Consider the following 23495-nt stretch of genomic DNA (forward strand, 5'->3'; position numbering starts at 1 on the left):
CCAGCTCGCTTCAGCCGAGGGTGTGCCCGTCGCTGCCTGGCGGCTCGACGAGCTTCGACAGCGCACCGAGACCGACAGGCGGCACCGCCAGCCAGGGCAGCGCGTAGATCCGCTCGGCCAGGCCCGTGGCCATGCGCTCGATCTGTCGGAGCTCTCCGGCCAGCCGCGTCCGCAGCAAGGGGTCGCGCGTGCCAGCAGCGAGCAGGCTCTTGTTGAGCACCCAGGCAAAGGGCTCGATGCCAGCGCGCCGCAGGTCGTCCTGCAGCGCAGCCGCCTGAGACACCGGCGTCACCTCAGGCAGCGTCACGAGGACGATCTTCGTGTACGCCCCGTCCTGCAGCCGCATCAGCGGCGTCACGACGCGGGTGGCGCCGTGGCCTTCGAATTCGCGCGTCATCTGCCGGTGATAGGCCCCGGTTGCATCCATCAGCAGCATCGAGTGACCGGTAGGGGCGGTGTCCAGCACGACGAAGGCGCTCCTGCCTTCGCTGACGATGCGCGAGAAGGCGTGAAAGACCGCCACCTCTTCGGTGCAGGGGGACTGCAGGTCTTCCAGCAGCAGGGCCTGCTCCTGCGCGTCGAGATGGGGTGACTTGGCCGCCATGATCTTGTCGATGTAGCGCCGGGTCTCCACCTTGGGGTCGATGCGGCTCACCCTCAATCCCGGCCAGTCGCCGCCCAGCGTGCCGGTCAGGTGGGCCGCGGGGTCCGTGGTGCTGAGGTGCACGGTCTTGCCTCGTTGCACCAGCCCGATCGCCAGCGCGGCTGCGATGGTGGTCTTGCCGACGCCCCCCTTGCCCATCACCATGATCAGCCCATGCCCGGCGGCGGCCAGGTCGTCCGCCAGCGCGGCGAGCCCGGGGGGCGAGCCGCCGCTCGCAGCATGTTCCCCCGCAGGTGAGGCCACCGGTACAGGTCCCCGCGCGAGCAAGGCACGCAGGGCGGCCAGTCCCACCGTATCGAAGGGGCGCAGCGGGATTTGATCCTGGGGCAGTTCGCGCAGACCTGCGGGCATGGCCTCCAGGGCCTGCCGACCGAGGTCCTCGATGGCACGGGCCACCGCGTCTGCGCTGTCGCTGGCATGGAACACGCCGTTGATCGCCAGGCGCTGGTGGGTCAGGCCGAGCTCATGCAGCTCGACAGAGGTGCGCGCTGCCTCGGCGATGGTCGCGTGGTCGGGCCGGGTCACGAGGACGACGGTCGTCGTTGCGGGGTCGCACAAGGCATCAAGCGCGGCCTTGAAGCGCGTCTCCTGCATCTTCAGCCCCGAGTGGGGCCCAAGGCAGGAGGCCCCCCGGTCATTGCCCTTCAGGAAGCCGGTCCAGGCCTTGGGCAGGCTCAGCAGCCGCAGCGTGTGCCCGGTCGGGGCCGTATCGAAGACGACGTGGTCCCAGCCCTGCGCACCTTCCGCCAGCAGGGAGGAGAACTCGTCGAAGGAGGCAATTTCGGTTGTGCAGGCGCCGGACAGCTGCTCTCGGACCGTCGACCGCTCCTCCTCGGTCGCGCGCTCTCCCATCTGGGACAGCACGCGCTGGCGGTAGGACTCGGCGGCACGGTCTGGGTCAATATTGAGCACCGACAGACCCGGCGCGCCGGGAACCGGCACGGGTGTGTTGCGCAACTCGATGCCGAGCATCTCGTCAAGGTTGGACGCGGCATCGGTGCTGACGAGCAAGACCCTTTTGCGGGCGTCGGCCAGCGCCAGCGCCGCGGCGGTCGACAACGACGTCTTGCCCACACCGCCCTTGCCGGTGAAGAACAGGTACCGGGTCGGGGCATCGACGAACCCGATGTGAGCTGTCGCCATTCGTTCTGGCAGGGTGACGCCGAGCGCGTCGTGCACACCGCGCGTCCCGGTCTCGTCGGGGCTTGCGATCTTCGTGGGCTTGTCCATGCGCCCACTGTGCTTGATCGGCCGCTGGCCGTCTTGACCGGGATCAGGACGGCGCCCGGCAGTTGACGGTGCCGAGGCCCTGGGCCTCAGCCCGCCTGCCGCAGGTCCCGCGGCACGGCGCTCAGGGCCGCATGGGTGGCCACGTCGCCGATGACCAGCAGCGCCGGGCTTTTCAGTCCTTCACGTTGGATGCAGCCGGTCAGCCCGGCCAGCGTCGTCACCGCGTGCCGCTGCTGAGCCGTATGCGCTGCGCTGACGATGGCTGCGGGCAAGTTTGCGCGCAGTCCGGCCGCCAGCAACTTGGCCGTGATGTCGGCCGCGCGGGCGACGCCCATGTAGATCACCAAGGTCAGGCCCGTGCGCGCCAGCGCCGCCCAGTCGGGCTCCGCACGGCCTTCGCCGGGGTGGCCGGTGACGAGGATGACGCCGGGCGAGGCACGGCGGTCGGTGACCGGGATGCCAACGGCGGCCGGGCCGGCGATGCCGCTGGTCAGGCCGCTCACCACTTCGACCTCGAGACCAGCCTCGCGCAGCGCATCGACCTCCTCGCCGCCGCGGCCGAAGACGAAGGGGTCGCCGCCCTTGAGGCGCACGACGCGATGGCCGGCCTTGGCTTCGCGGATCATCAGTGCGTGGATGAAGTGCTGGTCGGTGCTGATGCAGCCGCCGCGCTTGCCGACGCGCAGCAGGCGGCCCTGGACGAGGGACAGCACGCGCGGGTCGATGAGGTCGTCGGCCAGCACGACATCGGCCGCTTCGATGCGCTTGAGCGCGCGGACGGTCAGCAGCTCCGGGTCGCCGGGGCCGGCGCCGACGAGAGAGACGGTGTGGGGACTGCTCATGCGGGGACCTCTTCGGGAGTGGTGGCGACCAGGCGGCGCAGCGTCGGCAGGCAGGAGCCGCATTGGGTGCCGCATTTCTTCTCGGCCTGCAGTTGGGACAGGCGTTCGGCGGAGCTGCCGCTGCAGCGGGCCAGCGTGAAGCGGATGACGTCTTCGCGCACGTCGAAGCAGTTGCAGACCTGGGGGCTGGCGGCCGCCGTGTTGGTGGGCGGCGCGCCCGGCGACAGCAGCCAGCGGCCGACGGCGCTCGCCGCCGTGCGCTCGCGCCACAAGTCCACCAGCCAGGCGCCTTCGTCATGCTGGCCGACGCGCAGCAGGGCCTGCAGCGGCGCGGTCTGCAGGTCGCAACCGTCGAAATCCTTGTCGAGATTGAGCAGGCGCAGCCGGCCGCGCTGGGCATCGGCGTAGCGCAGCACGGCGGGACTGTTCAGGCCCAGCACGGCGGCGAGTTCGTCGACCAGTTCGGGAGAGGGCGCCTCGGCGCAGGCGGCCTCGAAGGCCCAGCCGACCTGCTCGCCGTGATCTGATCTCGCGGGCTCGGGCAGGCAATGCGCATAGCCGAAGCGCGGCATCAGCGCGCGCAGCTGCTCGCGCAGGGCGGGTGCGTCCTCGGGGGCGACCCAGGCGCAGGCGCTCAAACGCCAGGGTAGATCGGCCGGCTCGATGGCGACGGCGCTGAACTTCAGCTCGGGCTGCTTGGAGTCGGGGCAGAAGGCACCTTGCGTCACTGCATTGATGCCGAGCTGGGCGCCGATGAATTCGTCGCCCCAATGCATGGCAATGTCGGCGCCGGCCAGCGGCACGTTCTCATCCAGCTTGAGCGGCAGTACCACCTCGCCGCGCCTGGAGCGCACGTGCACCAGCTCGCCCTCGGCCAGCTTGCGGCGGGCGGCGTCGCTGGGGTTCACGCGCACCAGCGGCTTGCCCTCGTGGGCGAACAGGCGCGGCACGCTGCCGCTGCGGCTCATGCCATGCCACTGGTCGCGCATGCGGCCGGTGGTCAAGGCAAAGGGACGTTTGGGGCTGGCCGTCTCGGCGGTGGCCGCATAGGGCTTGGTGATGAAGCGGGCGCGACCGTCGGCGGTGGCGAAGCGGCCGTCGGTGTAGAGGCGGGGTGTCGAACCGGTGACGAAGGGCCACTGCTGCGGGCCTTCGGTGTCCAGCGTGATCCAGGACAGGCCGGTGATGTCGAGGTCACGGCCGCGGGTGGCTTCGCGGTGCTCGAGCCAGAGGTCCTCGGGGCTGTTGGCGGCGATGCGCGGTGCGCGACCCAGGCCGGCGTCGATCAGCGCGGCAATGTCACGCACGATGCGCCAATCGGCCCGCGCCTCGCCCGCGGCCGGCACGGCCGGACGCACGCGGCTGATGCGGCGCTCGCTGTTGGTGACGGTGCCTTCCTTCTCGCCCCAGGTGGCGGCGGGCAGCAGATAGTCCGCATATCTGGCCGTGGCCGTGTGGGCAAAGGCTTCCTGCAGGATGACCAGCTCGCAGCGCTCCAGCGCCTTGCGCACGGTGGTCTGGTCGGGCATGGATTGGGCCGGGTTGGTGCAGGCAATCCACAGCGCCTTGATCTCGCCGCGGGCGGCGGCTTCGAACATCTCGACGGCGGTGTGGCCGCGCTTGGCCGGCAGGCCGGGCACACCCCACAACGCTTCGATCTCGGCCCAGTCCTCGGCCTTGCCCGGGTCGCGATGACCGGGCAGCAGCGTGGCCATGCCGCCGCTCTCGCGGCCGCCCATGGCATTGGGCTGGCCGGTCAGCGAAAAGGGGCCGGCGCCGGGCTTGCCGATCTGGCCGGTGGCCAGGTGCAGATTGATGAGGGCCGTGTTCTTGGCCGTGCCGCTGCTGCTCTGATTGAGGCCTTGGCAATACAGGCTGAGGGCTGACGGCGAGGTCGCGAACCACTCGGCCGCCTGCCAGATGTCGGCCTCCTTCACGCCGCAGACCTGGGCGGCGCGCGACGGTGCCCAGTCGCGCACCAGCTCCTTCAGCGCGTCGAAGCCTTCGGTGGACTGCGCGATGAAGTCGCCGGCCGTCCAGCCCTGCCAGATGACCGCGTGCAGCAGGCCGTGGCACAGCGCCACATCGGTGCCGGGGCGGATCTGCAGATGAAGGTCGGCGAGCTCGGCCGTCTCGGTCTTGCGCGGGTCGATGACGATGAGTTTGTGGCCCGGCTTGTTGTTCTTCGCCGCTTCCAGGCGACGGAACAGGATGGGATGAGCCCAGGCCGGGTTGGCGCCGCTGATCAAAACACAGTCGGCCAGCTCGATGTCCTCGTAGCTGCACGGCGGGGCGTCGGCGCCCAGGGCCTGCTTGTAGCCGACCACGGCCGAGCTCATGCAAAGCCGCGAGTTGGAATCGATGTGGGGCGTGCCGATGACGGCGCGGGCCAGCTTGTTGAAGGCGTGATAGTCCTCGGTCAGCAGTTGGCCGGAGATGTAGATGGCTATGGCTTCGGGGCCGTGCGCGGCGCGGATGGCGAGTAGCTTGTCGGCGATCTCGCGATTGGCCTGGTCCCAGGCCATGACCTCGGGCTGGACGCCCCGCGCGGCGCGTTTCTGCGGTTCGCGCAGGCGCTGGTGCTGGATGACGACCGGCGTGGCCGTCAGGTGCAGATTGGTGCCCTTGGTGCAGAGCCGGCCGAAGTTGGCCGGGTGATCCGGGTCGCCGCGCACGCCGGTGATCTGCGTGTCATCGTGTTCGACGATGACTCCGCAGCCGACGCCGCAATACGGGCAGGTGGACTTTGTCTCGTTCATGTTCTTCTCAGGCGGGCGGGTCTCAGCCTCTTACGCCACCGCTATCGGAATCTTTGGGCCTGCCACGGGGGCCGGGAGGTCCAGGGCCAGCGTGTCGAGTTCTGCTTGCAGAAGAAACACCTCGCCCCCATCCAGCTTCACCCGGAAGCTCGGCGTGCAACCTTCATCGGGCTCGCGGGCGCAGCCGTCGTTGAGACCTATGGTCCAGTTGTGCAGGGGGCAGGCCACGTTCTTGCCGAAGACGATGCCCTGGCTCAGCGGGCCGCCCTTGTGGGGGCAGCGATCCAGCAGCGCGAAGACTTCGTCCTCGGTGGTGCGGAACAAGGCCACGTCGACGCCGACCGGGCGGCTCACGCGGCGCGAGCCCAGCACGGGGATGTCCTGCAGGGCACAGATGCGGGTCCAGTCGTCCATGGTCGTTGTCATCCGAGTTGGCGGGCAAACTGCCCCGTCACGGTTTCCATCACGGCGAGCAGGTTCTCGCTCGCCACAAAGACGTTGCTGGCCGCCTCCGGTCCCTGGCTTTCGCCGGCCAGCGCCGATTGCAGAAAGACCCACTGGTTGCCGGCCAGGTCCAGGTTCTCGCGGATGGCGGGCGTCAATTCCGGTGCGGAACCCAGCACGCGCATGGCGGTCTCGAACTCCGATCTCGCCCTGACGGTTTCCTTGGCGACCAGATCCGGGCGGGCGCCCTGCTGGCCGGCCATGAAGAACAGGGCCAGGCGCTGCGACAGCATGCGCTGCCGGCCCGACATATTGATCAGCATCGCGGTTGCGGCGGCCGAGCGTTGCTGCAACTGGCCGGTCGCGACCTGAGCGAGGCTGAGCATCTCGCCCGAGGTCTGCAGCAGCTCGTCGACACGTTCCGCGCTGGGCGTGCTCTGAAGCAGGGCGCGGTAGTCGCCGAAGCGGTGCTTCATGGCCTTGTAGCAACCGGCGATCTCGGGCGTGGGCGCGAAGGCCAGCAGTTCACCCAGCTGGCGCTCGAAGCGCATCTCGCTGGCCTGCAGCACCTGGCGGGCGCGCGGCGCGAGTTCGGGGCGGAGCTGGCCCAGCCAGGCCTTGCCCATGCGCTGGCTCAGCATGCGCTGGGCGCCGGCCATGTCGATGGCTTCGCCGAGCTGGTGGATGCGGGCTTGGGCAAAGGCCGGCGCCGCGACGGTCAGGCCAGCGAAGAGAGCGGTACGGCGGCTCAGCATCAGGCACCGACCTTCTCGAACTGGCGCAGGTCGACATGGGCGGGGTCGAAGTCGAACCAGGGGTCGGGCTCGCCGTCCAGGCTGAACTGCAATTGCGCCCACAGCGCCTTGCGCCTGTCGGCGTCCTCGAGGATCTGCTTCTTGACGTGGTCCAGGCCGACGCGCGCGACGTAGTGCACCGTGCGCTCGAGGTACCAGCCCTCCAGGCGGTAGAGCTGCAGGAAGGCGCCGCTGTACTCCAGTACTTCCTCGGGCGTCTTCAGCTTGCAGAAGAACTCGGCCACCTCGGTCTTGATGCCACCGTTGCCGGCGACATAGATCTCCCAGCCCGAATCGACGCCGATGACGCCGACATCCTTGATGCCGGCCTCCGCGCAATTGCGCGGGCAGCCCGACACGGCGATCTTGACCTTGTGCGGCGCATACATGCGCCACAGTGCCCGCTCCAGGTCCTTGCCCATCTGCGTCGAGTCCTGCGTGCCGAAACGGCACCATTCGCTGCCGACGCAGGTCTTCACGGTGCGCAGGGCCTTGGCATAGGCATGGCCCGAGGGCATGGCGATGTCCTTCCAGACGTCGACCAGGTCTTCCTTCTTGACGCCCAGCAGGTCGATGCGCTGGCCGCCGGTGACCTTGACGGTGGGGATCTTGTACTTGTCCACCGCGTCGGCAATGCGGCGCAGCTCGGCGCTCGTCGTCTCGCCGCCCCACATGCGCGGGATGACCGAGTAGCGGCCGTCCTTCTGGATGTTGGCGTGGCTGCGCTCGTTGATGAAGCGGCTCTGCGGATCGTCCACGGCCTCCTTGGGCCAGGTGGAGATCAGGTAGTAGTTGACGGCCGGGCGGCAGGTGGCGCAGCCATCGGGCGTCTTCCAGTCCAGCGCGCGGAAGACGTCTTCCTTGGTCAGCAGATGGGCCTTGGCAATGGCGTCGCGGGTGTCCTGGTGGCTGGCCTCGGTGCAGGCGCAGATGGCCTTCTTCTTGGGCGTGGCCGAGTAGTCGCCGCCGGCCGTGAACATGATGAGCTGCTCGACCAGGCCGGTGCAGCTGCCGCAGGAGGCCGAAGCCTTGGTGTGCTTGCGCACCTCGTCCAGCGTGAACAGGCCCTTGTCGCGGATGGCCTTGCAGATGCTGCCCTTGCTGACGCCATTGCAGCCGCAGACCTCGTCGGTGTCGGCCATGGCGGCCGCGCGGCTGACGCCCTGGTGACCCACGTCGCCGATGTTGGCCCCCGCCTCACCGAACATCAGCTTGTCGCGGATGTCGGCGATCTTGCGGCCCTCGCGCAGCAGCTTGAAATACCAGCCACCGTCCACCGTGTCGCCATAAAGGCAGGCGCCAACGAGCTGGTCGTTCTGGATGACCAGCTTCTTGTAGACGCCGGCGAAGGGGTCGCTCATGACGATCTCTTCCGTGCCCTCGCCGCCGGTGAAGTTGCCGGCCGAGAACAGGTCGATGCCCGTCACCTTGAGCTTGGTGCTGACCGAGGAGCCGAGATAGCGGCCGATGCCGAACTGGGCCAGGTGGGTGGCGCAGACCTTGCCCTGCTCGAACAGCGGCGCGACCAGGCCGTAGGCGATGCCGCGGTGGGCGGCGCACTCGCCGACCGAGTAGACGCGCGGGTCGGTGACGGTCTGCATGGTGTCGGTCACGACGATGCCGCGGCTGCAGTGCAGGCCGGCCTTCTCGGCGAGAGCCGTATTGGGGCGGATGCCGGCGGCCATGACGACGAGGTCGGCTGGCTGTTCGACGATCTGGCCATCGGCACCCTTGAGCTTGATCGCGCGCACGCGGCCGGCCTCGTTGCCCAGCAGCTCCTGGGTCTGGGCGCCCAGCATGAAGTTGAGGCCACGTTCGACCAGGGACTTGCGCAGCAGGTCGCCGGCCACGGTGTCGAGCTGGCGCTCCATCAGCGTGTCGACGAGGTGGACCACCGTCACCTGCATGCCGCGCAGCATCAGGCCGTTGGCGGCTTCCAGACCCAGCAGGCCGCCGCCGATGACGACCGCATGCTTGTACTTCGTGGCCGCTTCGATCATCGCGTTGGTGTCGGCGATGTCGCGGTAGGCGATGACGCCCTCGAGCTCCTTGCCTGGCACCGGCAGCACAAAGGGGTTGGAGCCGGTGGCGATCAGCAGGCGGTCGTACTCGGCCACCGTACCGTCGACGGCCACCACGCGGCGGCGCACGCGGTCGATCTCGGTGACCGTCTTGCCCAGGTGCAGGGTGATGCCGTTCTCCTCGTACCAGGAGAGCGGATTCAGGATGATCTCGTCGATCGTCTGCTCGCCGGCCAGCACCGGCGACAGCAGGATGCGGTTGTAGTTGGGGTGGGGCTCGGCGCCGAAGACGGTGATGTCGTAGAGATCCGGCGTGATCTTGAGCAGCTCCTCCAGCGTGCGCACGCCGGCCATGCCGTTGCCCACCATCACCAGCTTCATCTTCTTCATGCCGTACTCCTGAGTGGCCTGCCAATTGCTTTGCAAGCCATGTGCCAGCGAAGAAGCTGGCCTCCAGACCTGCTGCGGCGTGAAAAACAGCCAGCGGCGCCCCACGCCGAAGCGTTCGCTAGCCCGGCGCGGGTGCACTCATCCCGAAAATCGCACCAAGATGAGGCCCCTCGTCCAAGGCGTACCTTGGCCGGTCCCCCGCGGGGACGGCGATGCGTGCCGGCTCGACCAGCACGCACATCGCCAGTGCGGGCCGGCTAGGGAGCGGCCCGGCGCTCGGCCCGAAAATCACTGACGACGACCACGCATGCGCTTCGAACTCGACACCGGCCTCTCCAGCCTGCAAGGCAAGCGCCCACGCAACGAAGACTTCGCGGGCGTGCAGGCGCCGGCCGCGCACGAGGTGGAGCGGGGCTGGGTGGCGGCCCTGGCCGATGGCGTCAGCGGCGGCGAGCACTCCAACGGCGACGGCCTGATGGCGGCCCAGACCTCGGTCATGAGCCTGCTGCGCGACTTCCATGGCGTGCCGCCCGACTGGGACAGCAGCGTGGCCCTGGACCGCCTGCTCGGTCACCAGAACGCCTGGCTGCTGTCTCACAACCGCCGCCCCGGCGCCGATGGCCAGCCGCGCGAGGCGCTGACGACGCTGACGGCTTTCGCCCTGCGCGGCCGCCGCTATGCCCTGGCCCATATCGGCGACAGCCGCGCCTGGCTGCTGCGCGACGGTCAATGCCTGCTGCTGACGCAAGACCATCGCATGGAGCGCCGCGACTTCGCCGGCCTGACGCGCGCCCTGGGCCTGGACGATGCGCTGCGCATGGACCACAGCGCCGGCGAGCTGAAGGTGGGCGACCGCCTCCTGCTGACCAGCGATGGCGTGCATGGGGTGCTGCGCAGCCGCGAGATCGCCGACGTCCTGCGCACCACGCCCGGCGCCCAGGCAGCGGCCGATGCGCTGACCGCCGCGGCGCTGGCCGCTGGCAGCCACGACAACGCGACGGCCCTGCTGCTCGACATCAAGGACCTGGCCGATCCCGGGCTGAACGACCTCGCCGCGCTGGGCCGCCAACTGCCCAGCCCTGGACCTCTCGGTGTCGGCGCGACCCTGGACGGCTACCAGATCACCGCCCTTGTCGCCGACAACGGCGTGCATCGCCTCTTGCAGGCGCGCGAGCTGGCCACGGGGCGTCTCGTCGCGCTGAAGATGCTGCGCCCCGGCCGCGCTGACGACCCTGAAGAGCGCGCCATGCTGGCCCATGAGATCTGGCTGGGCCTGCGTCTGGCCGAGGCGCCGCGGCACCGCCGGCGCGGTGGCCGTGATTGGAGTTCCGGCGGCTTCGTTCGCGTGCATGCACCAGCCGACGGCGCGACGCACTTCTATGCCGTCTTCGACTGGCATGGGGGCCACACGCTGGAGCAGTTGTTGGCCAAGGGGCCACTGGACGTCGCGCAGGCATTGGCTCTGGCCAGTGCCGTGGCGCGGTCGTTGAGCCTGCTGCATGCGGCCAACGTCGTACACCGCGACATCAAGCCCGCGAATCTCCATCTCGGCGACGACGGCCAGTGGCGGGTGCTGGATCTCGGTGTCGCGCTGAGCCCGCGCGCGCCGGCGGCCTCACATGAGCTGCATGCCGGCACGCCCAGCTATATCAACCCCGAGCAATGGCAGGACCCGCCACAGCCGGCCGATGCGGGCTCGGACCTGTTCGCCCTCGGCGTGACGCTGTATCAAGCCCTGACCGGCAAGTTGCCCTATGGCGAGATCGAGCCCTACCAGCTGGCGCGCTACAAGCGCGAGCCGGCCAGCGTCAGCCGCCTGCAGCCCAGCGTGCCGATGCCGCTGGATCGCCTCGTCATGCGGGCCATTGCCCGAGAGTCCAAGACGCGCTTTGAGACGGCCGAGGAACTTCTGCTCGCGCTTGAGCGGCTGGCGGCACGGGATCAGGCCGGACCGGTGCGCACCCGTCCGGCGCGGGACGCCAACCCGGCGCTGACCTGGCAGATCGGGCTGGGCATCTCCGTCATCCTCAACTTGCTGCTGATCGCCTGGCTGGCCTTTCTGCCGCGCTGATCGTTGTTCAGACGCGCTGGTAGTTCACCGGCTCGGCGACGGCAGCCGCTGCCGTCGCGCGGCGCGCGCGCCCACCCTTCTCGGCCCAGGTGCGGGTCCAACGGATCTGCATGACGCGCATGACGAAGAGCATCAACACGGCCAGCACGGCGAAGACGACAAAGCCCCAGGCATAGGTGCCGGCATGCTGCTTGGACAGGCCCATCAAGTTGGGCACCAGGCCGCCGCCCAGGGCGCCGATCTCGCCGATCATGGAGCCGGCCACGGCGGTGGCCGCGGGCCAGCGCAGCGGCACCAGCTGGAACAGGGCGCCATTGCCCGCGCCGAGAGCGGCGAAGCAGACGATGAGCAGCAGCGTGGTCAGCACCAGCGAGCCACCGGCCAGGCCCACGCAGCCCAGGCTGACGGCGACGACGACCAGCACCAGCGTCAGCACGTTGACGCCGCCCCAACGGTCCGACAGCGCGCCGCCGATGACGCGTACCGCGGCACCCATGAAGGCCGCCAGCATGGTCAGCTGGCCGGCCTGCACCTTGGAGACGCCGAACTGGTCGTAGTAGTAGGTGGGCAAAAACGTCGTCAGGCCGATGAAGCCGCCGAAGGTCACGCCATAGATCAGGCTGAAGGCCCAGCCGTCCTTCTCGAACAGGCAGGCGACGTGCTCGCGCATGGTGGCGTGCGAATCGACGTCGGGCGGCTCCTTGGCGAAGACGATCATGACCATCATCGGCACCAGGATGGCGACGGCCGCGAAGGCATAGACCGTCTGCCAGCCATAGGCCTGGGCCAGCGGCGGCGCCACGAGCACCGAGACGGCCGTGCCCACATTGCCCGCGCCCACCAGTCCCATCGCCAGGCCCTTGTATTGGGGCGGGAACCAGCCCGAACCCAGGCTCAGGGCCACGCCGAAGCTGGCGCCGGCAATGCCCAGCAGCACGCCCATGGCCAGCATGTCGTCATAGCTCTTCACCATGAAGTAGCCATAGAGCATGGCGACGGTGATCATGCCCATCTCCACCAGCGTCGCGTTCTTGCGGCCGATGTATTGGGACAGCAGGCCCAGTGGAAAGCGCATCAGCGCGCCGGCCATGATGGGAATCGACAGCATCAGCCCCTTCTGGGCCGGTGTCAGTCCATAGGCTTCGCTGATAAAGGGCGCCAGCGCGCCGTTGAGCACCCAGATGCAGCAGGAGAACGCGAAGTACAGGAAGGCGGCGAACAGCGTGGGGCTGTGGCCGGCGCGTTTGAAGTTCTGGAATGCGGACATCTCGGGCTCTCGTGCGGGCTGCGCGCGCCCACGCCCACCCGCTGACTCGCTTGCCGGGGGAGGGCAGGAACGTCGTCGCAGCGGGAAGGCGCCCGCACCATTGCGGGAACCACGCCCGATACTTGCAAACCCCATGCCACTCGGCGCCGGCCTGCTTGGCCTGTTTCTTGCGCCGTTTTGGGGCGTGAAGCCCGACGCCATGCCCGATACCGCTCCCGATACCCCGCTGCCCCTGCTGATCTGCTGCCCCGAAGCGCCTCCGCAAGCCACCGCTTTGCAGGCCCAGGGCTGGACCTTGCGCACCGTTTCAGAGCTTGCGGCCCCGGCCGACGCGCCGGCCCTGGGCCTGCTCTGGTGCCCCGACCGCACCGCATTGGCGCAGCTTTCGCACTCCGAACGGGCTTTCGGCCTGCCCGTGGTGCTGCTGTCGCCGCCGCCTGAAGCCGCCGAACGCCGCGCCGTGGTGGCCCGCGGCGCCGTGCAGTGGCTGCCCGCCGACGTGGAGGCCGGCGTGCTGGCCGAGGCCCTGCTGTGGGCCCGCGACCTGTCTGCCCAGCAGCAATCGCGTGAGCTGGCGGCCCAGGCCAAGCTCGACGAGCGCAAATGGACGGAGCGCGCCAAGGGCCTGCTGATGCAGGCCCGCGGCATCGACGAGGCGGCTGCCTTCGCCCTGCTGCGCAACACGGCCATGCAGACCCAGTCCAAGCTGCCCGAGGTGGCGCGCGGTGTCGTGCACACCTCGGAGCTGTCCGAGGCCCTGGAGCGTGCCGGGGCCCAGCGCATGTTGAGCCAGCGCCTCGTCAAGCTGCAGGCCCTGCGCCAATGGCCCAAGCTGGCGCCGCCGGAGCGGCGCGAAGCGCAAGCTTTGCTGGATGCGTCGGCGGAACGCGTGGCGGCCAATCTGGCGCGCCTGGGCGAACTGCTGCGCCACGACCTCGTCGAGGAGCTGTCGGCGGTGTCGGCGGCATGGGCCCAGCTGGACGCCGCCCTGGCCAATCGCCAGCCCGATCTGGCCCGCAGCGACCGCGCGGCGCAGCGCCTGCTGGAGAGCAGCGAGACCCTGGTGGAAAAGCTGTTCGATCGCGCCGGCCAGCGCCCGGTGGGCCTGCTGGCCCAGGTCACGCGGCTGCGTTTGCTCAGCCAGCGCCTGGCCAAGGAAGGCCTGCTGGCCCAGCTGCTGCCCGGCCACGACACCAGCGGCTTGGCGGCGGGCCTGGATGAATTCGTCAAGGCCTACGACGAGGTCCGCGCCGCGCCGCTGGCCGGCCCGGCCCTGCAGCCGGCCTTCAGGGCGGTGGACGAAGCCTGGCTGGTGTTGCTGCGCGGCCTGCGCGTGGAGCAGGGCGATGCGGTGCAGCGCATGCACCAGGGCAGCGAGAGGCTGCTGCAGGCGCTGGAGGAGCTGATCCGGGCACTGCAGGGCTCGTTGCAGTTGATCCTGGGCTGACATGTCGGCGTAGACACAATCTGCCGATCCGCCCGATACATCCGGGCGATGCAATGCGTTCATCCGACACCCGAAGGAGCCGCAATGCACCACGATGATGACCACGATCAGGGCCTCGCCCATGACCTGAGCCGCCTGCACCAGCAGGGCTTCGAGCGCCGCGCCGCCCTGCGCTGGCTGCTTGGAGCCGGCGCCATGTCGCTGACCAGCGCCGGCGCGATCACGCTGGCCGGTTGCGGCGGCGGGGGCAGCACAGCGAGCGACTCTTCGTCATCAAGCTCGTCAGGTTCTTCCGGCAGCAGCGGCTCGAGCGGCTCCGGTTCGACGAGCAGCAGCTGCTCCGTCATCCCGTCCGAGACCGAAGGCCCCTATCCGGGCGACGGCTCCAACAGTTCAGGAGGCAGCGTGGCCAATGTGCTGGCCCTGTCGGGCATCGTGCGCAGCGACATCCGCTCCAGCATAGGCAGCGCCAGCGGCGTTGCCACGGGGGTGCCGCTTCAGGTCATCATCGAGCTCGTGAATACCAATTCGTCCTGCGCCGACCTGTCGGGCTATGCCATCTACCTCTGGCATTGCGACGCCCGGGGTCGCTACTCCATGTACTCCAGCGGCGTGACCGGCGAGAACTATCTGCGCGGCGTGCAGGCCACCGGCAGCGATGGCACAGCCGTGTTCCAGACCGTCTACCCGGGCTGCTACTCGGGCCGTGTGCCCCACATCCACTTCGAGGTCTACCGCAGCACGACGACGGCCACGAACTGGAACAACAAGCTGCGCACCTCGCAGATGTGCTTCCCGTCGGACTCCAACACCGCCGTTTACGCCACCAGCGGCTACGGCAACAGCGCGGCGAACAACAATGCCACAGGTCTGTCGACCGACGGCATCTTCAGTGACGGGTATTCGACCCAGCTCGCGACGATGACGGGATCGGTCAGCGCGGGCTATGTGGCCAAGCTCAAGGTAGGTATAGCCGTATGAATGGACATTGCCTGGTTGTCGACGATGACGCCGAGATCCGCCACAGCCTCAAGGCCTACCTCGAAGGCTTTGGCTGGCAGGTCAGCGCGGCGGCCGATGGCCAGGCGATGCGCCAGATGCTGGCGCAGACCAGGGTCGACGCCATCGTGCTCGACCTGATGCTGCCCGGCGAGGACGGCCTGACCCTGCTGCGCTGGCTGGGCACGCAGGCCGATGCGCCGCCGGTGCTGATGCTGACGGCGCGCGGCGACACCATGAGCCGCGTCGTCGGCCTGGAGCTGGGTGCCGACGACTATCTCGCCAAGCCCTTCGAGCCGCGCGAGCTCGTCGCCCGCCTGCAGGCCCTGGTGAGGCGATCCAGCAAGGGCGGCCAGGCCCTGCCCGAAGATACCCGCCTGCTGCGCTTCGGCCGCTGGCGCTTCGACCGCATGACGCGCCAGCTCCTCAACGAGGACGATGTGGGCATCGCCCTGTCCAGCGCCGAGTTCCGCCTGCTCGCCGCCTTCGTGCAGCGCCCGGGCCGCGTGCTCAGCCGTGACCAGCTCATCGAGCTGACCCGTGCACCCGGCGTCGAGGTCAACGACCGCAGCATCGACCTGGCCGTGTCGCGCCTGCGCGCCAAGCTCGGCGACACGGCGCGCGAGCCCAGCCTGATCCGCACCGTGCGCGGCGAGGGCTATCTGTTTGATGCCGAGGTGAGCCCGTGCTGAAACCCTGGAAGGACTGGGACCGCCTGGGCCTGCGCCTGTTCCTGCTGATGTGGGCCGCGCTGGCCTTGAGCCACCTGGCCGCCTGGAGTCTGTTCTCGCAGACGCTGCGGGGGCGGTCCGACCTGGGCGGGCCGCCACCCATGCATGCTGACGGCGGGCGACCGATGCCACCGCCTCATGGCGACTTCGGCGAAGGCCCGCCGCCGCGTCGCGAACCCGGCTCGCAGATGCCGGCGCACCTGCCCACCTTCCCGTCGCTGCCGCCCAGTCTGCCCTGGGGCGCCAGCGTCATCGACTACGGCGTGCGCCTGGTTGTCATCGCGCTGGCGGCCTGGTGGGGCTCGCGCTGGCTGGCCCAACCGGTGCGCCGCCTCGTCAGCGCGGCCCAGCAGCTGACGCCCGCCCTGGCCCAGGGCCGGCCGGCGCCCGAACTGAACGAGGACGAAGGCACGCGCGAAGTGCGCGATGCTGCGGCTGTCTTCAACCGCATGGCGGCCGAACTGAGCGGACAGTTCGAGGAGCGCGGCCTGATGATCGCGGCCATCTCCCATGACCTGCGCACGCCGTTGACCCGCATGCGGCTGCGCCTGGAGACAGGCGAGGTCGAGCACGGCGTGCGCGAGCGCTGCGTGGAAGACATCCGCGAGATGAACCGCCTGGTGGAAAGCGTCATCGAGGTCTTCCGCCCGGCCGAAGCCACCGAGGCCCAGCGCGTCGACCTGTCGGCCCTGGCCCAGTCGGCCGTGGACGACCTTGCCGAGACGGGCGCCGCCGTCACTTTCACCGGTCCGGCGGCCATCGTCAGCGCCGATCCGGTCGCCCTGCGCCGCGTCGTCGACAACCTCGTCGGCAATGCCTTGCGCTATGCCGGCACTGCGCAAGTCAGCGTCGACCTGTCGGCCGGCGTGACGCGCCTCGTCGTCGAGGACAACGGTCCTGGTATCCCCGAGGCCGAGCTGGAGCGCGTGCGCCAGCCGTTTCGGCGCGTCGAGGGTTCGCGCAACCGCGCGACCGGCGGCACGGGACTGGGCCTCTACATCGCCCAGCAGCTGGTGCGTCGCCAGGGCGCCCTGCTGGTGCTGAGCAACCGGCCCGAGGGTGGGTTGAGGGCAGAGGTGGTGTTCTAGTGCCGTCGATGGGCATGGGCGCTGCCGCTTCCGATGTCACGGAGGCCGATCAGACGGCGGTCCGCGTGAAATCGAGGACGCGCTTTGTTCTCGGTGTTGGCTGCTTCGTCTTGCTCGTGATGTTCGTGATCGAACTGCACGTGTTGCCACGGCGTTCGATCAGCAGCATGGTCGCGGGGCTTCTTCTGCTTGGCGGCAGCGCGGTGGTGCTGATCTCGGTCACATCGCTGGTCGTCTTGGCTCGTCGGCGGCCAGACCTGCGGCGTCGAGACTTTTGGTGTGCAGTCGGCGTTGGGCTGGTGGCCAGCCTGCCGTTTGCCCGCGTGGTCGTGTCGTTGGTGTTGCCCTAGCGGTGGCGCTCAGGCGCCCCGTGCGTACCGCGCCGGCGGCTGCCCCACGTAGCGCGTGAAGGCCACGCTGAAGGTGCTGGCCGAGCTGTAGCCCACGCGCTCGGCGACGCCGGCCACGCCGAGGTTCTCGTCGCGCAGCAGCCGCCGCGCCAGCGCCATGCGCCAGGCCAGCAGATAGCTCATTGGCGCCATGCCGAGGGCGCGGCTGAAGCGCTCGAAGAAGGCCGAGCGCGACAGCGCCGCCTCCTTGGCGAGCGATGCCACCGTCCACGCACGTGCGGGCTCTGCGTGCACGCCACGCAGCGCGGCGGCCAGGCGCGCATCGGCCAGGCCGCGCACGAGGCCAGGCGACGCCGCAGTGCCTTGGGCCGAACGCAGGGCCTCGATCAGCAACACCTCCAGCAGCCGCGCCAGCACTTCCTCGCGCCCCGGGCGATGACCGCGGGTCTCGTCGATGAGCAGCTGCACCAGAGCCGTCAGCCGCGGTTCGCCGCGCACATGCACGAGCTGGGGCAGCAGCGACACCAGCAGAGCCGCGTCCGGCGAGCCGAAGCTGCAATGGCCCACCAGCAGCCGCACGTCGGGCGGTGCATCCGGCAGGCCGACGCGGTAGCTGCCATCGGGCAGTTGCGCGGGCTGCGTGTCGGGCAGGTCGGCCGCAGGCGGCTCGGTGCTGCTGTTGGTGAAGGGCTGGGCCGCCGGCACGAGGACGAAGTCGCCCGCCTGCAGGGCCAGCGGCGCCTGGCCGTCGATGGTCAGCTGGCAGCTGCCTTCCAGCACGACGGCATAGAAGGGCAGGCCGGCATCGGCACGGCGCACCCGCCAGCGGCCCGCGCCGGCCACGACCTTGGAGAAGCGTGCGCCGGGTTGCAGCAGGCCGACGACCTCGGTGAGGGGATCGATCAATCTGGACTGATTCGAATGTTTGAAGGACTTTTAATTGTATTCGGTCCGGCTTCGCCGCCCTATCGTGGCGCATCCCCATCCCACAGGAGTTCCTCATGAAAACCGTGCTGATCACCGGCTGCTCGTCCGGCTTCGGGCTCGAGACGGCCCGTTTCTTCCTTGATCGCGGCTGGCAGGTCGTCGCGACCATGCGCACGCCGCGCGAGGACGTGCTGCCGCGCAGCGAGCACCTGCGCGTGCTGCCGCTGGACGTGACCGACGCGGCCAGCATCCGCGACTGCCTCGCCGCGGCCGGCCCCATCGACGCCCTGGTCAACAACGCCGGCATCGGCCTGCTCGGTGCGCTGGAGGGCATCTCCCTGGACCGCGTGCGGGAGATCTTCGAGACCAACACCTTCGGCACGATGGCGATGACGCAGGCCGTGCTGCCGCAGTTCCGCCAGCGCCGCGCGGGCGTCGTCGTCAACGTCACGTCCAGCGTCACGCTGAAGTCGCTGCCGCTGCTGGCCGTCTACACGGCGAGCAAGGCGGCGGTGAATGCCTTCACCGAGTCGCTGGCGCTGGAACTGGCGCCCTTCGGCGTGCGCGCCGCCCTCGTGCTGCCCGGTCGCGCGCCGACCACGCGCTTCGGCGAGAACGCCCGCTCGCGCATGGACGGCTCCATCCCCGAGCCCTACGCCGAGCTGGCCGGCGCGGTGTTTGCCGAATGGGCCCAGCAGCCGGCCGACGCGGTGACTCATGCAGCGGACGTGGCCGAGGCCGTCTGGCGCGCCGTGACCGAGCCGGCCAGTCCGATGCGGCTGCCGGCCGGTGCGGACGCGGTGGCGCTGGCCTGAGTCATGGCGCCAGGCGCGGTGTCAGGCCGCGCGCCCCGCAGAAGTCACGATAGCCGGCGACCACGTCCGCTGTCGTGATGTGGCGCTGCACCGTGCCGTCGGCGGCCACGTAGTCCACATCGCCGCGCACGACGACATGCAGCACCAGCACCTCGTCGCCGACGGCCTCCCAGCTGTCGACATTGCCCGTGGGCTCGAAGACATAGGCGCCGGCGTCGATGATGCGACCGTCGTCCAGGCGGCGCCGGCCCTGCAGATTGAGGCCGTGCACCTCGCCGTGGTGGCGGTGCAGGGTCAACTTCGTGCCCGGCTCTAGACGCATCAACTCCACCCAGCCGCCCTCGGGGAGGAACTTCAGCGGCAGCGACCATTTGCCGGGGCCTTCGGGAATCCAGGCGTCCAGGCCGGCGCGCTGCAGTGCCGAGCCGACGTGCGCGCGGACATGAGGTTGAAGGCCGTCGAAGGGTGTCGTCATGGTCATGGGGTTCTCCTGTTTGCAGGCGCTAGAGTGCCGGCTTGCATGGCTCCGCAAAAGAGCCAAGTCATGGAGAAAACATGGATCCAAGCCTGGAGCTCGACCTTCAGCTCGCCGACCGCGGTTCGCGCCTGGCCAGCCTGCATGCGGCCCTGCGCGAGGCCATCGCCACGGGGCGACTCGCGCCGGGCCTGAGGCTGCCGTCGTCGCGTGACCTGGCCGCGCAGCTGGGCGTGTCGCGCAACACGGCCGTGGCCGCCTACGAGCTGCTGGCTTCGGAAGGCTGGCTGGAGTCGCGCGGTGCGGGCGGCAGCTTCGTCGCCGAGCTGCCCCAGGCCGCCGTGGCGGTGTCGGACCGCGCCAGCGTGGCGCCCTGGGCCGACAGCCGCTGGCTGCGCGGCGAAGGCGGCGGCTGGCCGGCACCGCTGACCAGCGGCCCGGCGCCGGCGTATCACTTCAAGACCGGCATGCCCGAGGTGGCGAGCTTTCCCTTCGAGGTGCTGCGCCGCTTGCAGACCCGCGCCTTGCAGGCAATCTCGCGCGAGCCGGCGCGTTACCCCGAGGCCCAAGGGCTGAAGGCGCTGCGCGAGGCCATCGCCGGCCATGTGTCATCGTCGCGCGCGGTGGCCTGCACGGCCGACGATGTCGTCATCACGGCCGGCGCCCAGCAGGCCTTCGACCTGATCGCCCGCGTGCTGGTCACGCCGGGCCGCACGCTGGCCGCGGTCGAGAACCCGGGCTATCCGCCGCTGCGTGCGGCGCTGCTCGGTGCGGGTGCCAGGCTGGCGCCGGTGCCGGTGGATGGCGAGGGCCTGGTGGTCGATGCGCTGCCGGCACAGACGCGCATCGTCTGCGTGACGCCGTCGCACCAGTCGCCGCTGGGCATGGCCATGTCGCTGGCGCGCCGGCGCGAGCTGCTGAACTGGGCCGCGGCCCGCCAGGCCGTCGTCATCGAGGACGATTACGACGGCGAGTTCCGCTTCACGTCGCGGCCGCTGGACGCACTTAAAACGCTAGACCGCGATGGTCGTGTCTTCTACGTCGGCACCCTGTCCAAGAGCATGCTGCCGGCCCTGCGCCTGGGCTATGTCGTGACGCCAGCCTGGGCGCGCGAGGCCTTGTTGGCTGCCAAGCATGTGGCCGGCTTCGGTGCACCGGCGCTGATGCAGGCGGCCGTGGCCGACTTCATCGCCGAGGGCCATCTGCTGCGCCATGTGCGTCGCATGCGCAGCGAGTACGCCGAGCGTCGGCGTGTGCTGGAGCAGATGCTGAAGCGCCATCTCGGCGAGCGTGCGGCCATCTATCCGGCCATTGCCGGACTGCACTTGGCCGTGGCGCTGCAAGACGTCGACGCGGACGAGCTGACGCGTCTTGCCTGGGCCGCCGGCGTGGGGGTCGAGCCACTCAGCCGCTATTGGATGGGTGAGGGCGGTGTGCAGGGACTGGTGCTGGGCTACGGCAGCATCACCGCGGCGCGCATCCCCGAGGCCATCAAGCGCCTGACCAAGGTGCTTGGCACCCTTTGAATCGCTGAACTTGGCCCTGTGATGGAGCCATCGACCTGCCTAGGCTGGAGGCCTTGGACATCACGGAGCACCCCATGGCCTATTTCATGTGCCGCACCTGCGGAACCGAGCACGCCGACAGCCTGCAGCCGCCAGCGTTGTGCCGCATCTGCAGCGACGAGCGCCAGTACGTGGGCTGGCAGGGCCAGGCCTGGACGACGCACGAGGAACTGGCCACGACGCATCGCAACCGGCTGGAGATGGACCATGCGCTGTTCGGCATCGGCATCGCGCCGGGCTTTGCCATCCCGCAGCGCGCCCTGCATCTGCCCGAGGCCGACCTGCTGTGGGAGAGCACGGCCCTGGTCACCGACGAGGCCGTGGCCGAACTGAAGCGGCGCGGCGGCGTCGAGCGCATCGCCATCTCGCATCCGCATTTCTATTCGGCCATGGTGCGCTGGAGCGAGGCCCTGGGCGGCGTGCCCATCTTCGTGCACGAGAACGACCGCGAGTGGGTGGCGCGCTGCTCGCGCTGGGTGGAGTTCTGGCGCGGCGACACCCTGGACCTGGGCTGCGGCGCGACGCTGCTGCGCTGCCCCGGCCATTTCCCTGGCAGCACGGTGCTGCATTGGGATGGCGGTGCGAGCCGCAGGCCACTGCTGCTGGCCGGCGACGCCCTGCACGTGGCCCAGGACCGCCGCCACGTCAGCTTCATGTACAGCGTGCCCAACCATGTGCCGGCCCGGCCGGCCCGGGTTCGCGAGACGCAGGCGCGGCTGCGCGGCGTGGCCTTCGACGATGTCTACGGCTTCACCTGGGGGCTGAACATCATCGGCGGCGGGCGCGCCGCGGTGGATGCGTCCTTCGAGCGCTATTTCGAAATGGTGTCGGTCAGCGCCTGATCCAGGGCCTTGCCGACCTCGCCGGCGACCTCGGCCTGCACGCCCAGGCGGTCGCTGGCCGGCCGGTCGTAGGTGGACGACCAGACCACGTAGCCGTCGGCCACGCGCACCAGGCGGGCGGTGACGCGCAGCGTGTTGTCGGAGCGGCGCACGCTGCCTTCCAGCAGATGGCGCACGCGCAGTTCGCGGCCGAGCTGGGTCAGGGTCACGTCCTGGCCTTTGTAGGAGAGCACCCGCGAGAAGGCGGGGATCTTCCAGCCGGGGCGGTGGCTCAGCGTGTCGATGAGCTGCTCGGTCATGCCATCGGCGAAGGGCTCCTGGTCCATGGCATCGGTCAGGTCCAGGAAGGGCATGACGGCGACCGAGCGGGCGTCGGCCTCGGCGGCTTGCCAGGGCTTGAGCACGGCCAGGCCGGCGGCGATCGCGATCACCCCACCCAGGGCGGCAAGCACGAGGCCGCGGCGCGACCGGCGTGGCGGGGCAGGGGGCTCAGCCATGGCGGCGGGGGCGGGTGGCAGTTCCAGATCCGGCACCGGCGTCGCCACCAGGCGATAGCCCTGGCGGGTCACGGTGGCGATATAGCGCGGCTCCTTGGTGTCGTCGCCCAGGGCGCGGCGCAGGCCGGCGATGGCCTGGTAGACGGAATCGGGGCTGACGACGACACCGGTCCAGACCTCGTCCAGCAGTTCATCGATGCTGACGACGACGCCCGGCCGTGCGGCGAGGTGCAGCAGCAATTGCAGGGCGCGCGCGTCCGGGCGCAGCGGTTCGCCGCCGGCCAGGGGCGTCAACAGGCCGCGCGCCGGGTCGACACGCCAGTCGAGCAGGCGAAACGGGGCGGCGGTGGCGATACGGCTGTCCATGGCCGGCGCATTGTCGGCACGAAATCAGGCCCGTTCAGAAGATTTCAGAGAGGGATCAGGCCGTTCAGGGGTTGGCTGACTACAACGGGCCACCTTTTCAACCGAGCAAGGAGGCTCCCATGTCCCGCCTTCAACACGCCCTGCTGGCCGCCGTCCTGGCCTGTTCCGCCGCGACCGCCCACGCCGCGCCGACGACCTACAACATCGTCAGCAAGCTCTCGCGCGTCAACTTCAGCCTGCGCCACCAGGGCTTCATCGATCTGTTCGGTACGGTCAGGCTGACGCCGGGCCGCTTCGTCTTCGACGCCGAGGACTGGTCGCGTTCGTCCATCCAGGTCAGCATGCCGATCGCCTCCATCGACCTCGGCGACGCGCAGTGGAACAACCAGGTGCGGGGAGACGATTCCTGGGGCAAGTTGTTCATGGGTTCCAGCCAGATCGGCTTTCGCAGCACCAGGCTGGAGAAGACCGACGCCATGCAAGGCAAGCTCTACGGCGATCTGACCCTGGCCGGCGTCACGCGGCCCGTCGTGCTGGACCTGCGCTTCAACAAGCTGGGCCTGAACGAGGTCAGCGAGAAGCCCTCGGTGGGTTTCTCGGCCAGCACAACGATCAAGCGCTCGGACTACGGGCTGGATGCCTACCTCGATCTTGTGGGCGACGAGATGGCCATCCAGATCCAGGTCGAAGGCAGCGAGGGCGTGGACGGGGATGCGGGGAACAGCACGAATGCGCTGGGGGTGAAGGGCAAGTCTTGAGGGGGTGACTTGAAGCCCCTGGCTCACGAGCGAGGGGGCTGCTTGGAGGCTATTGCCCCGGTGACCGGTTCGCAGCGAGGCTGTGTGAGAACGCATCGGATGTGTTGTTCACAACCGGATGACGCTCTTGATCCTGAGCGCTTGCTTCTATCC

The 23495-nt window shown here is 69.5% G+C and carries 20 protein-coding genes; 10 read left to right on the forward strand and 10 right to left on the reverse strand.

Annotated elements, in window-relative coordinates; genetic code table 11:
* Nucleotides 1–10: 10 nt before the first annotated feature.
* From arsA to nirB, 6 genes are all read right to left on the reverse strand, one after another.
* Complete coding sequence (arsA, locus tag AC3WOE_RS21455) at nt 11–1807, reverse strand: arsenical pump-driving ATPase (RefSeq protein WP_492693387.1); 1797 nt, start codon at nt 1805–1807, stop codon at nt 11–13.
* Nucleotides 1808–1980: 173 nt separating this feature from the next.
* Nucleotides 1981–2736 (reverse strand): uroporphyrinogen-III C-methyltransferase, encoded by a 756-nt coding sequence (gene cobA, locus AC3WOE_RS21460; protein WP_492693353.1) that lies wholly within the window; start codon nt 2734–2736, stop codon nt 1981–1983.
* Nucleotides 2733–5495: a nitrate reductase gene (locus AC3WOE_RS21465; RefSeq protein WP_492693355.1), complete on the reverse strand. Its 2763-nt coding sequence runs from the start codon at nt 5493–5495 to the stop codon at nt 2733–2735. The genes cobA and AC3WOE_RS21465 overlap by 4 nt, the downstream gene beginning before the upstream one ends.
* Before the next feature lie 30 nt (nt 5496–5525).
* On the reverse strand, nt 5526–5909 hold the full coding sequence (nirD, locus tag AC3WOE_RS21470; RefSeq protein WP_492693357.1) for a nitrite reductase small subunit NirD: 384 nt from the start codon (nt 5907–5909) through the stop codon (nt 5526–5528).
* An 8-nt stretch (nt 5910–5917) separates the two neighbouring features.
* Nucleotides 5918–6694, reverse strand: coding sequence for a type IV pili methyl-accepting chemotaxis transducer N-terminal domain-containing protein (locus AC3WOE_RS21475; RefSeq protein ID WP_492693358.1), 777 nt, complete (start codon nt 6692–6694; stop codon nt 5918–5920).
* On the reverse strand, nt 6694–9144 hold the full coding sequence (gene nirB, locus AC3WOE_RS21480) for a nitrite reductase large subunit NirB (protein WP_492693359.1): 2451 nt from the start codon (nt 9142–9144) through the stop codon (nt 6694–6696). Before nirB ends, AC3WOE_RS21475 begins: the two co-directional genes overlap by 1 nt.
* A 307-nt stretch (nt 9145–9451) precedes the next feature.
* Here nirB and AC3WOE_RS21485 point away from each other — a divergent pair, with 307 nt between their 5' ends.
* The gene (locus AC3WOE_RS21485; protein ID WP_492693361.1) at nt 9452–11215 is read left to right on the forward strand and encodes a bifunctional protein-serine/threonine kinase/phosphatase; all 1764 of its coding nucleotides are present in this window, start codon (nt 9452–9454) and stop codon (nt 11213–11215) included.
* Nucleotides 11216–11222: 7 nt separating this feature from the next.
* Here the strand turns inward: AC3WOE_RS21485 and AC3WOE_RS21490 are convergent, their stop codons facing one another.
* Complete coding sequence (locus tag AC3WOE_RS21490; RefSeq protein WP_492693363.1) at nt 11223–12482, reverse strand: MFS transporter; 1260 nt, start codon at nt 12480–12482, stop codon at nt 11223–11225.
* Between the two features lie 199 nt (nt 12483–12681).
* Here AC3WOE_RS21490 and AC3WOE_RS21495 point away from each other — a divergent pair, with 199 nt between their 5' ends.
* The 5 genes from AC3WOE_RS21495 (at nt 12682) to AC3WOE_RS21515 (ending at nt 17097) form a co-directional block, all read left to right on the forward strand.
* On the forward strand, nt 12682–13929 hold the full coding sequence (locus tag AC3WOE_RS21495; RefSeq protein ID WP_492693365.1) for an ANTAR domain-containing response regulator: 1248 nt from the start codon (nt 12682–12684) through the stop codon (nt 13927–13929).
* Nucleotides 13930–14013: 84 nt separating this feature from the next.
* On the forward strand, nt 14014–14910 hold the full coding sequence (locus AC3WOE_RS21500; RefSeq protein WP_492693366.1) for a peptidase associated/transthyretin-like domain-containing protein: 897 nt from the start codon (nt 14014–14016) through the stop codon (nt 14908–14910).
* A complete protein-coding gene (locus AC3WOE_RS21505; RefSeq protein WP_492693368.1) occupies nt 14907–15620 on the forward strand; it encodes a response regulator in 714 nt (237 codons plus the stop codon). Before AC3WOE_RS21500 ends, AC3WOE_RS21505 begins: the two co-directional genes overlap by 4 nt.
* On the forward strand, nt 15614–16747 hold the full coding sequence (locus tag AC3WOE_RS21510) for an ATP-binding protein (RefSeq protein ID WP_492693370.1): 1134 nt from the start codon (nt 15614–15616) through the stop codon (nt 16745–16747). Before AC3WOE_RS21505 ends, AC3WOE_RS21510 begins: the two co-directional genes overlap by 7 nt.
* 14 nt (nt 16748–16761) lie before the next feature.
* Nucleotides 16762–17097, forward strand: coding sequence for a hypothetical protein (locus tag AC3WOE_RS21515; RefSeq protein ID WP_492693372.1), 336 nt, complete (start codon nt 16762–16764; stop codon nt 17095–17097).
* Nucleotides 17098–17106: 9 nt separating this feature from the next.
* Here AC3WOE_RS21515 and AC3WOE_RS21520 read toward each other — a convergent pair whose 3' ends face one another.
* On the reverse strand, nt 17107–18003 hold the full coding sequence (locus AC3WOE_RS21520; RefSeq protein WP_492693374.1) for an AraC family transcriptional regulator: 897 nt from the start codon (nt 18001–18003) through the stop codon (nt 17107–17109).
* A 95-nt stretch (nt 18004–18098) separates the two neighbouring features.
* Between AC3WOE_RS21520 and AC3WOE_RS21525 the strand changes: the two genes are divergently transcribed.
* A complete protein-coding gene (locus tag AC3WOE_RS21525; protein WP_492693375.1) occupies nt 18099–18839 on the forward strand; it encodes an SDR family oxidoreductase in 741 nt (246 codons plus the stop codon).
* A gap of 1 nt (nt 18840) precedes the next feature.
* Here the strand turns inward: AC3WOE_RS21525 and AC3WOE_RS21530 are convergent, their stop codons facing one another.
* Nucleotides 18841–19320, reverse strand: a complete 480-nt coding sequence (locus tag AC3WOE_RS21530) for a cupin domain-containing protein (RefSeq protein WP_492693377.1) — start codon at nt 19318–19320, stop codon at nt 18841–18843.
* Between the two features lie 74 nt (nt 19321–19394).
* Here AC3WOE_RS21530 and pdxR point away from each other — a divergent pair, with 74 nt between their 5' ends.
* On the forward strand, nt 19395–20840 hold the full coding sequence (gene pdxR, locus AC3WOE_RS21535) for a MocR-like pyridoxine biosynthesis transcription factor PdxR (RefSeq protein ID WP_492693379.1): 1446 nt from the start codon (nt 19395–19397) through the stop codon (nt 20838–20840).
* A 74-nt stretch (nt 20841–20914) separates the two neighbouring features.
* Nucleotides 20915–21721 (forward strand): MBL fold metallo-hydrolase, encoded by an 807-nt coding sequence (locus AC3WOE_RS21540; RefSeq protein WP_492693381.1) that lies wholly within the window; start codon nt 20915–20917, stop codon nt 21719–21721.
* Here the strand turns inward: AC3WOE_RS21540 and AC3WOE_RS21545 are convergent.
* Nucleotides 21691–22584 carry a winged helix-turn-helix domain-containing protein gene (locus tag AC3WOE_RS21545; RefSeq protein ID WP_492693382.1) on the reverse strand — a complete coding sequence of 298 codons (894 nt, stop codon included), beginning with the start codon at nt 22582–22584 and terminating at the stop codon, nt 21691–21693. The genes AC3WOE_RS21540 and AC3WOE_RS21545 overlap by 31 nt on opposite strands.
* Before the next feature lie 119 nt (nt 22585–22703).
* Here AC3WOE_RS21545 and AC3WOE_RS21550 point away from each other — a divergent pair, with 119 nt between their 5' ends.
* Nucleotides 22704–23342 carry a YceI family protein gene (locus tag AC3WOE_RS21550; RefSeq protein WP_492693384.1) on the forward strand — a complete coding sequence of 213 codons (639 nt, stop codon included), beginning with the start codon at nt 22704–22706 and terminating at the stop codon, nt 23340–23342.
* Nucleotides 23343–23495 lie beyond the last annotated feature (153 nt).

This window comes from Roseateles sp. FW305-36, from assembly GCF_058787015.1.

What these genes read in the sequence shown, in the direction of transcription:
- arsA (WP_492693387.1), bottom strand. Translation starts at nt 1,807, where the DNA reads ATGGCGACAGCTCACATCGGGTTCGTCGATGCCCCGACCCGGTACCTG.
- cobA (WP_492693353.1), bottom strand. Translation starts at nt 2,736, where the DNA reads ATGAGCAGTCCCCACACCGTCTCTCTCGTCGGCGCCGGCCCCGGCGAC.
- AC3WOE_RS21465 (WP_492693355.1), bottom strand. Translation starts at nt 5,495, where the DNA reads ATGAACGAGACAAAGTCCACCTGCCCGTATTGCGGCGTCGGCTGCGGA.
- nirD (WP_492693357.1), bottom strand. Translation starts at nt 5,909, where the DNA reads ATGGACGACTGGACCCGCATCTGTGCCCTGCAGGACATCCCCGTGCTG.
- AC3WOE_RS21475 (WP_492693358.1), bottom strand. Translation starts at nt 6,694, where the DNA reads ATGCTGAGCCGCCGTACCGCTCTCTTCGCTGGCCTGACCGTCGCGGCG.
- nirB (WP_492693359.1), bottom strand. Translation starts at nt 9,144, where the DNA reads ATGAAGAAGATGAAGCTGGTGATGGTGGGCAACGGCATGGCCGGCGTG.
- AC3WOE_RS21485 (WP_492693361.1), top strand. Translation starts at nt 9,452, where the DNA reads ATGCGCTTCGAACTCGACACCGGCCTCTCCAGCCTGCAAGGCAAGCGC.
- AC3WOE_RS21490 (WP_492693363.1), bottom strand. Translation starts at nt 12,482, where the DNA reads ATGTCCGCATTCCAGAACTTCAAACGCGCCGGCCACAGCCCCACGCTG.
- AC3WOE_RS21495 (WP_492693365.1), top strand. Translation starts at nt 12,682, where the DNA reads ATGCCCGATACCGCTCCCGATACCCCGCTGCCCCTGCTGATCTGCTGC.
- AC3WOE_RS21500 (WP_492693366.1), top strand. Translation starts at nt 14,014, where the DNA reads ATGCACCACGATGATGACCACGATCAGGGCCTCGCCCATGACCTGAGC.
- AC3WOE_RS21505 (WP_492693368.1), top strand. Translation starts at nt 14,907, where the DNA reads ATGAATGGACATTGCCTGGTTGTCGACGATGACGCCGAGATCCGCCAC.
- AC3WOE_RS21515 (WP_492693372.1), top strand. Translation starts at nt 16,762, where the DNA reads ATGGGCGCTGCCGCTTCCGATGTCACGGAGGCCGATCAGACGGCGGTC.
- AC3WOE_RS21525 (WP_492693375.1), top strand. Translation starts at nt 18,099, where the DNA reads ATGAAAACCGTGCTGATCACCGGCTGCTCGTCCGGCTTCGGGCTCGAG.
- AC3WOE_RS21530 (WP_492693377.1), bottom strand. Translation starts at nt 19,320, where the DNA reads ATGACCATGACGACACCCTTCGACGGCCTTCAACCTCATGTCCGCGCG.
- pdxR (WP_492693379.1), top strand. Translation starts at nt 19,395, where the DNA reads ATGGATCCAAGCCTGGAGCTCGACCTTCAGCTCGCCGACCGCGGTTCG.
- AC3WOE_RS21540 (WP_492693381.1), top strand. Translation starts at nt 20,915, where the DNA reads ATGGCCTATTTCATGTGCCGCACCTGCGGAACCGAGCACGCCGACAGC.
- AC3WOE_RS21545 (WP_492693382.1), bottom strand. Translation starts at nt 22,584, where the DNA reads ATGGACAGCCGTATCGCCACCGCCGCCCCGTTTCGCCTGCTCGACTGG.
- AC3WOE_RS21550 (WP_492693384.1), top strand. Translation starts at nt 22,704, where the DNA reads ATGTCCCGCCTTCAACACGCCCTGCTGGCCGCCGTCCTGGCCTGTTCC.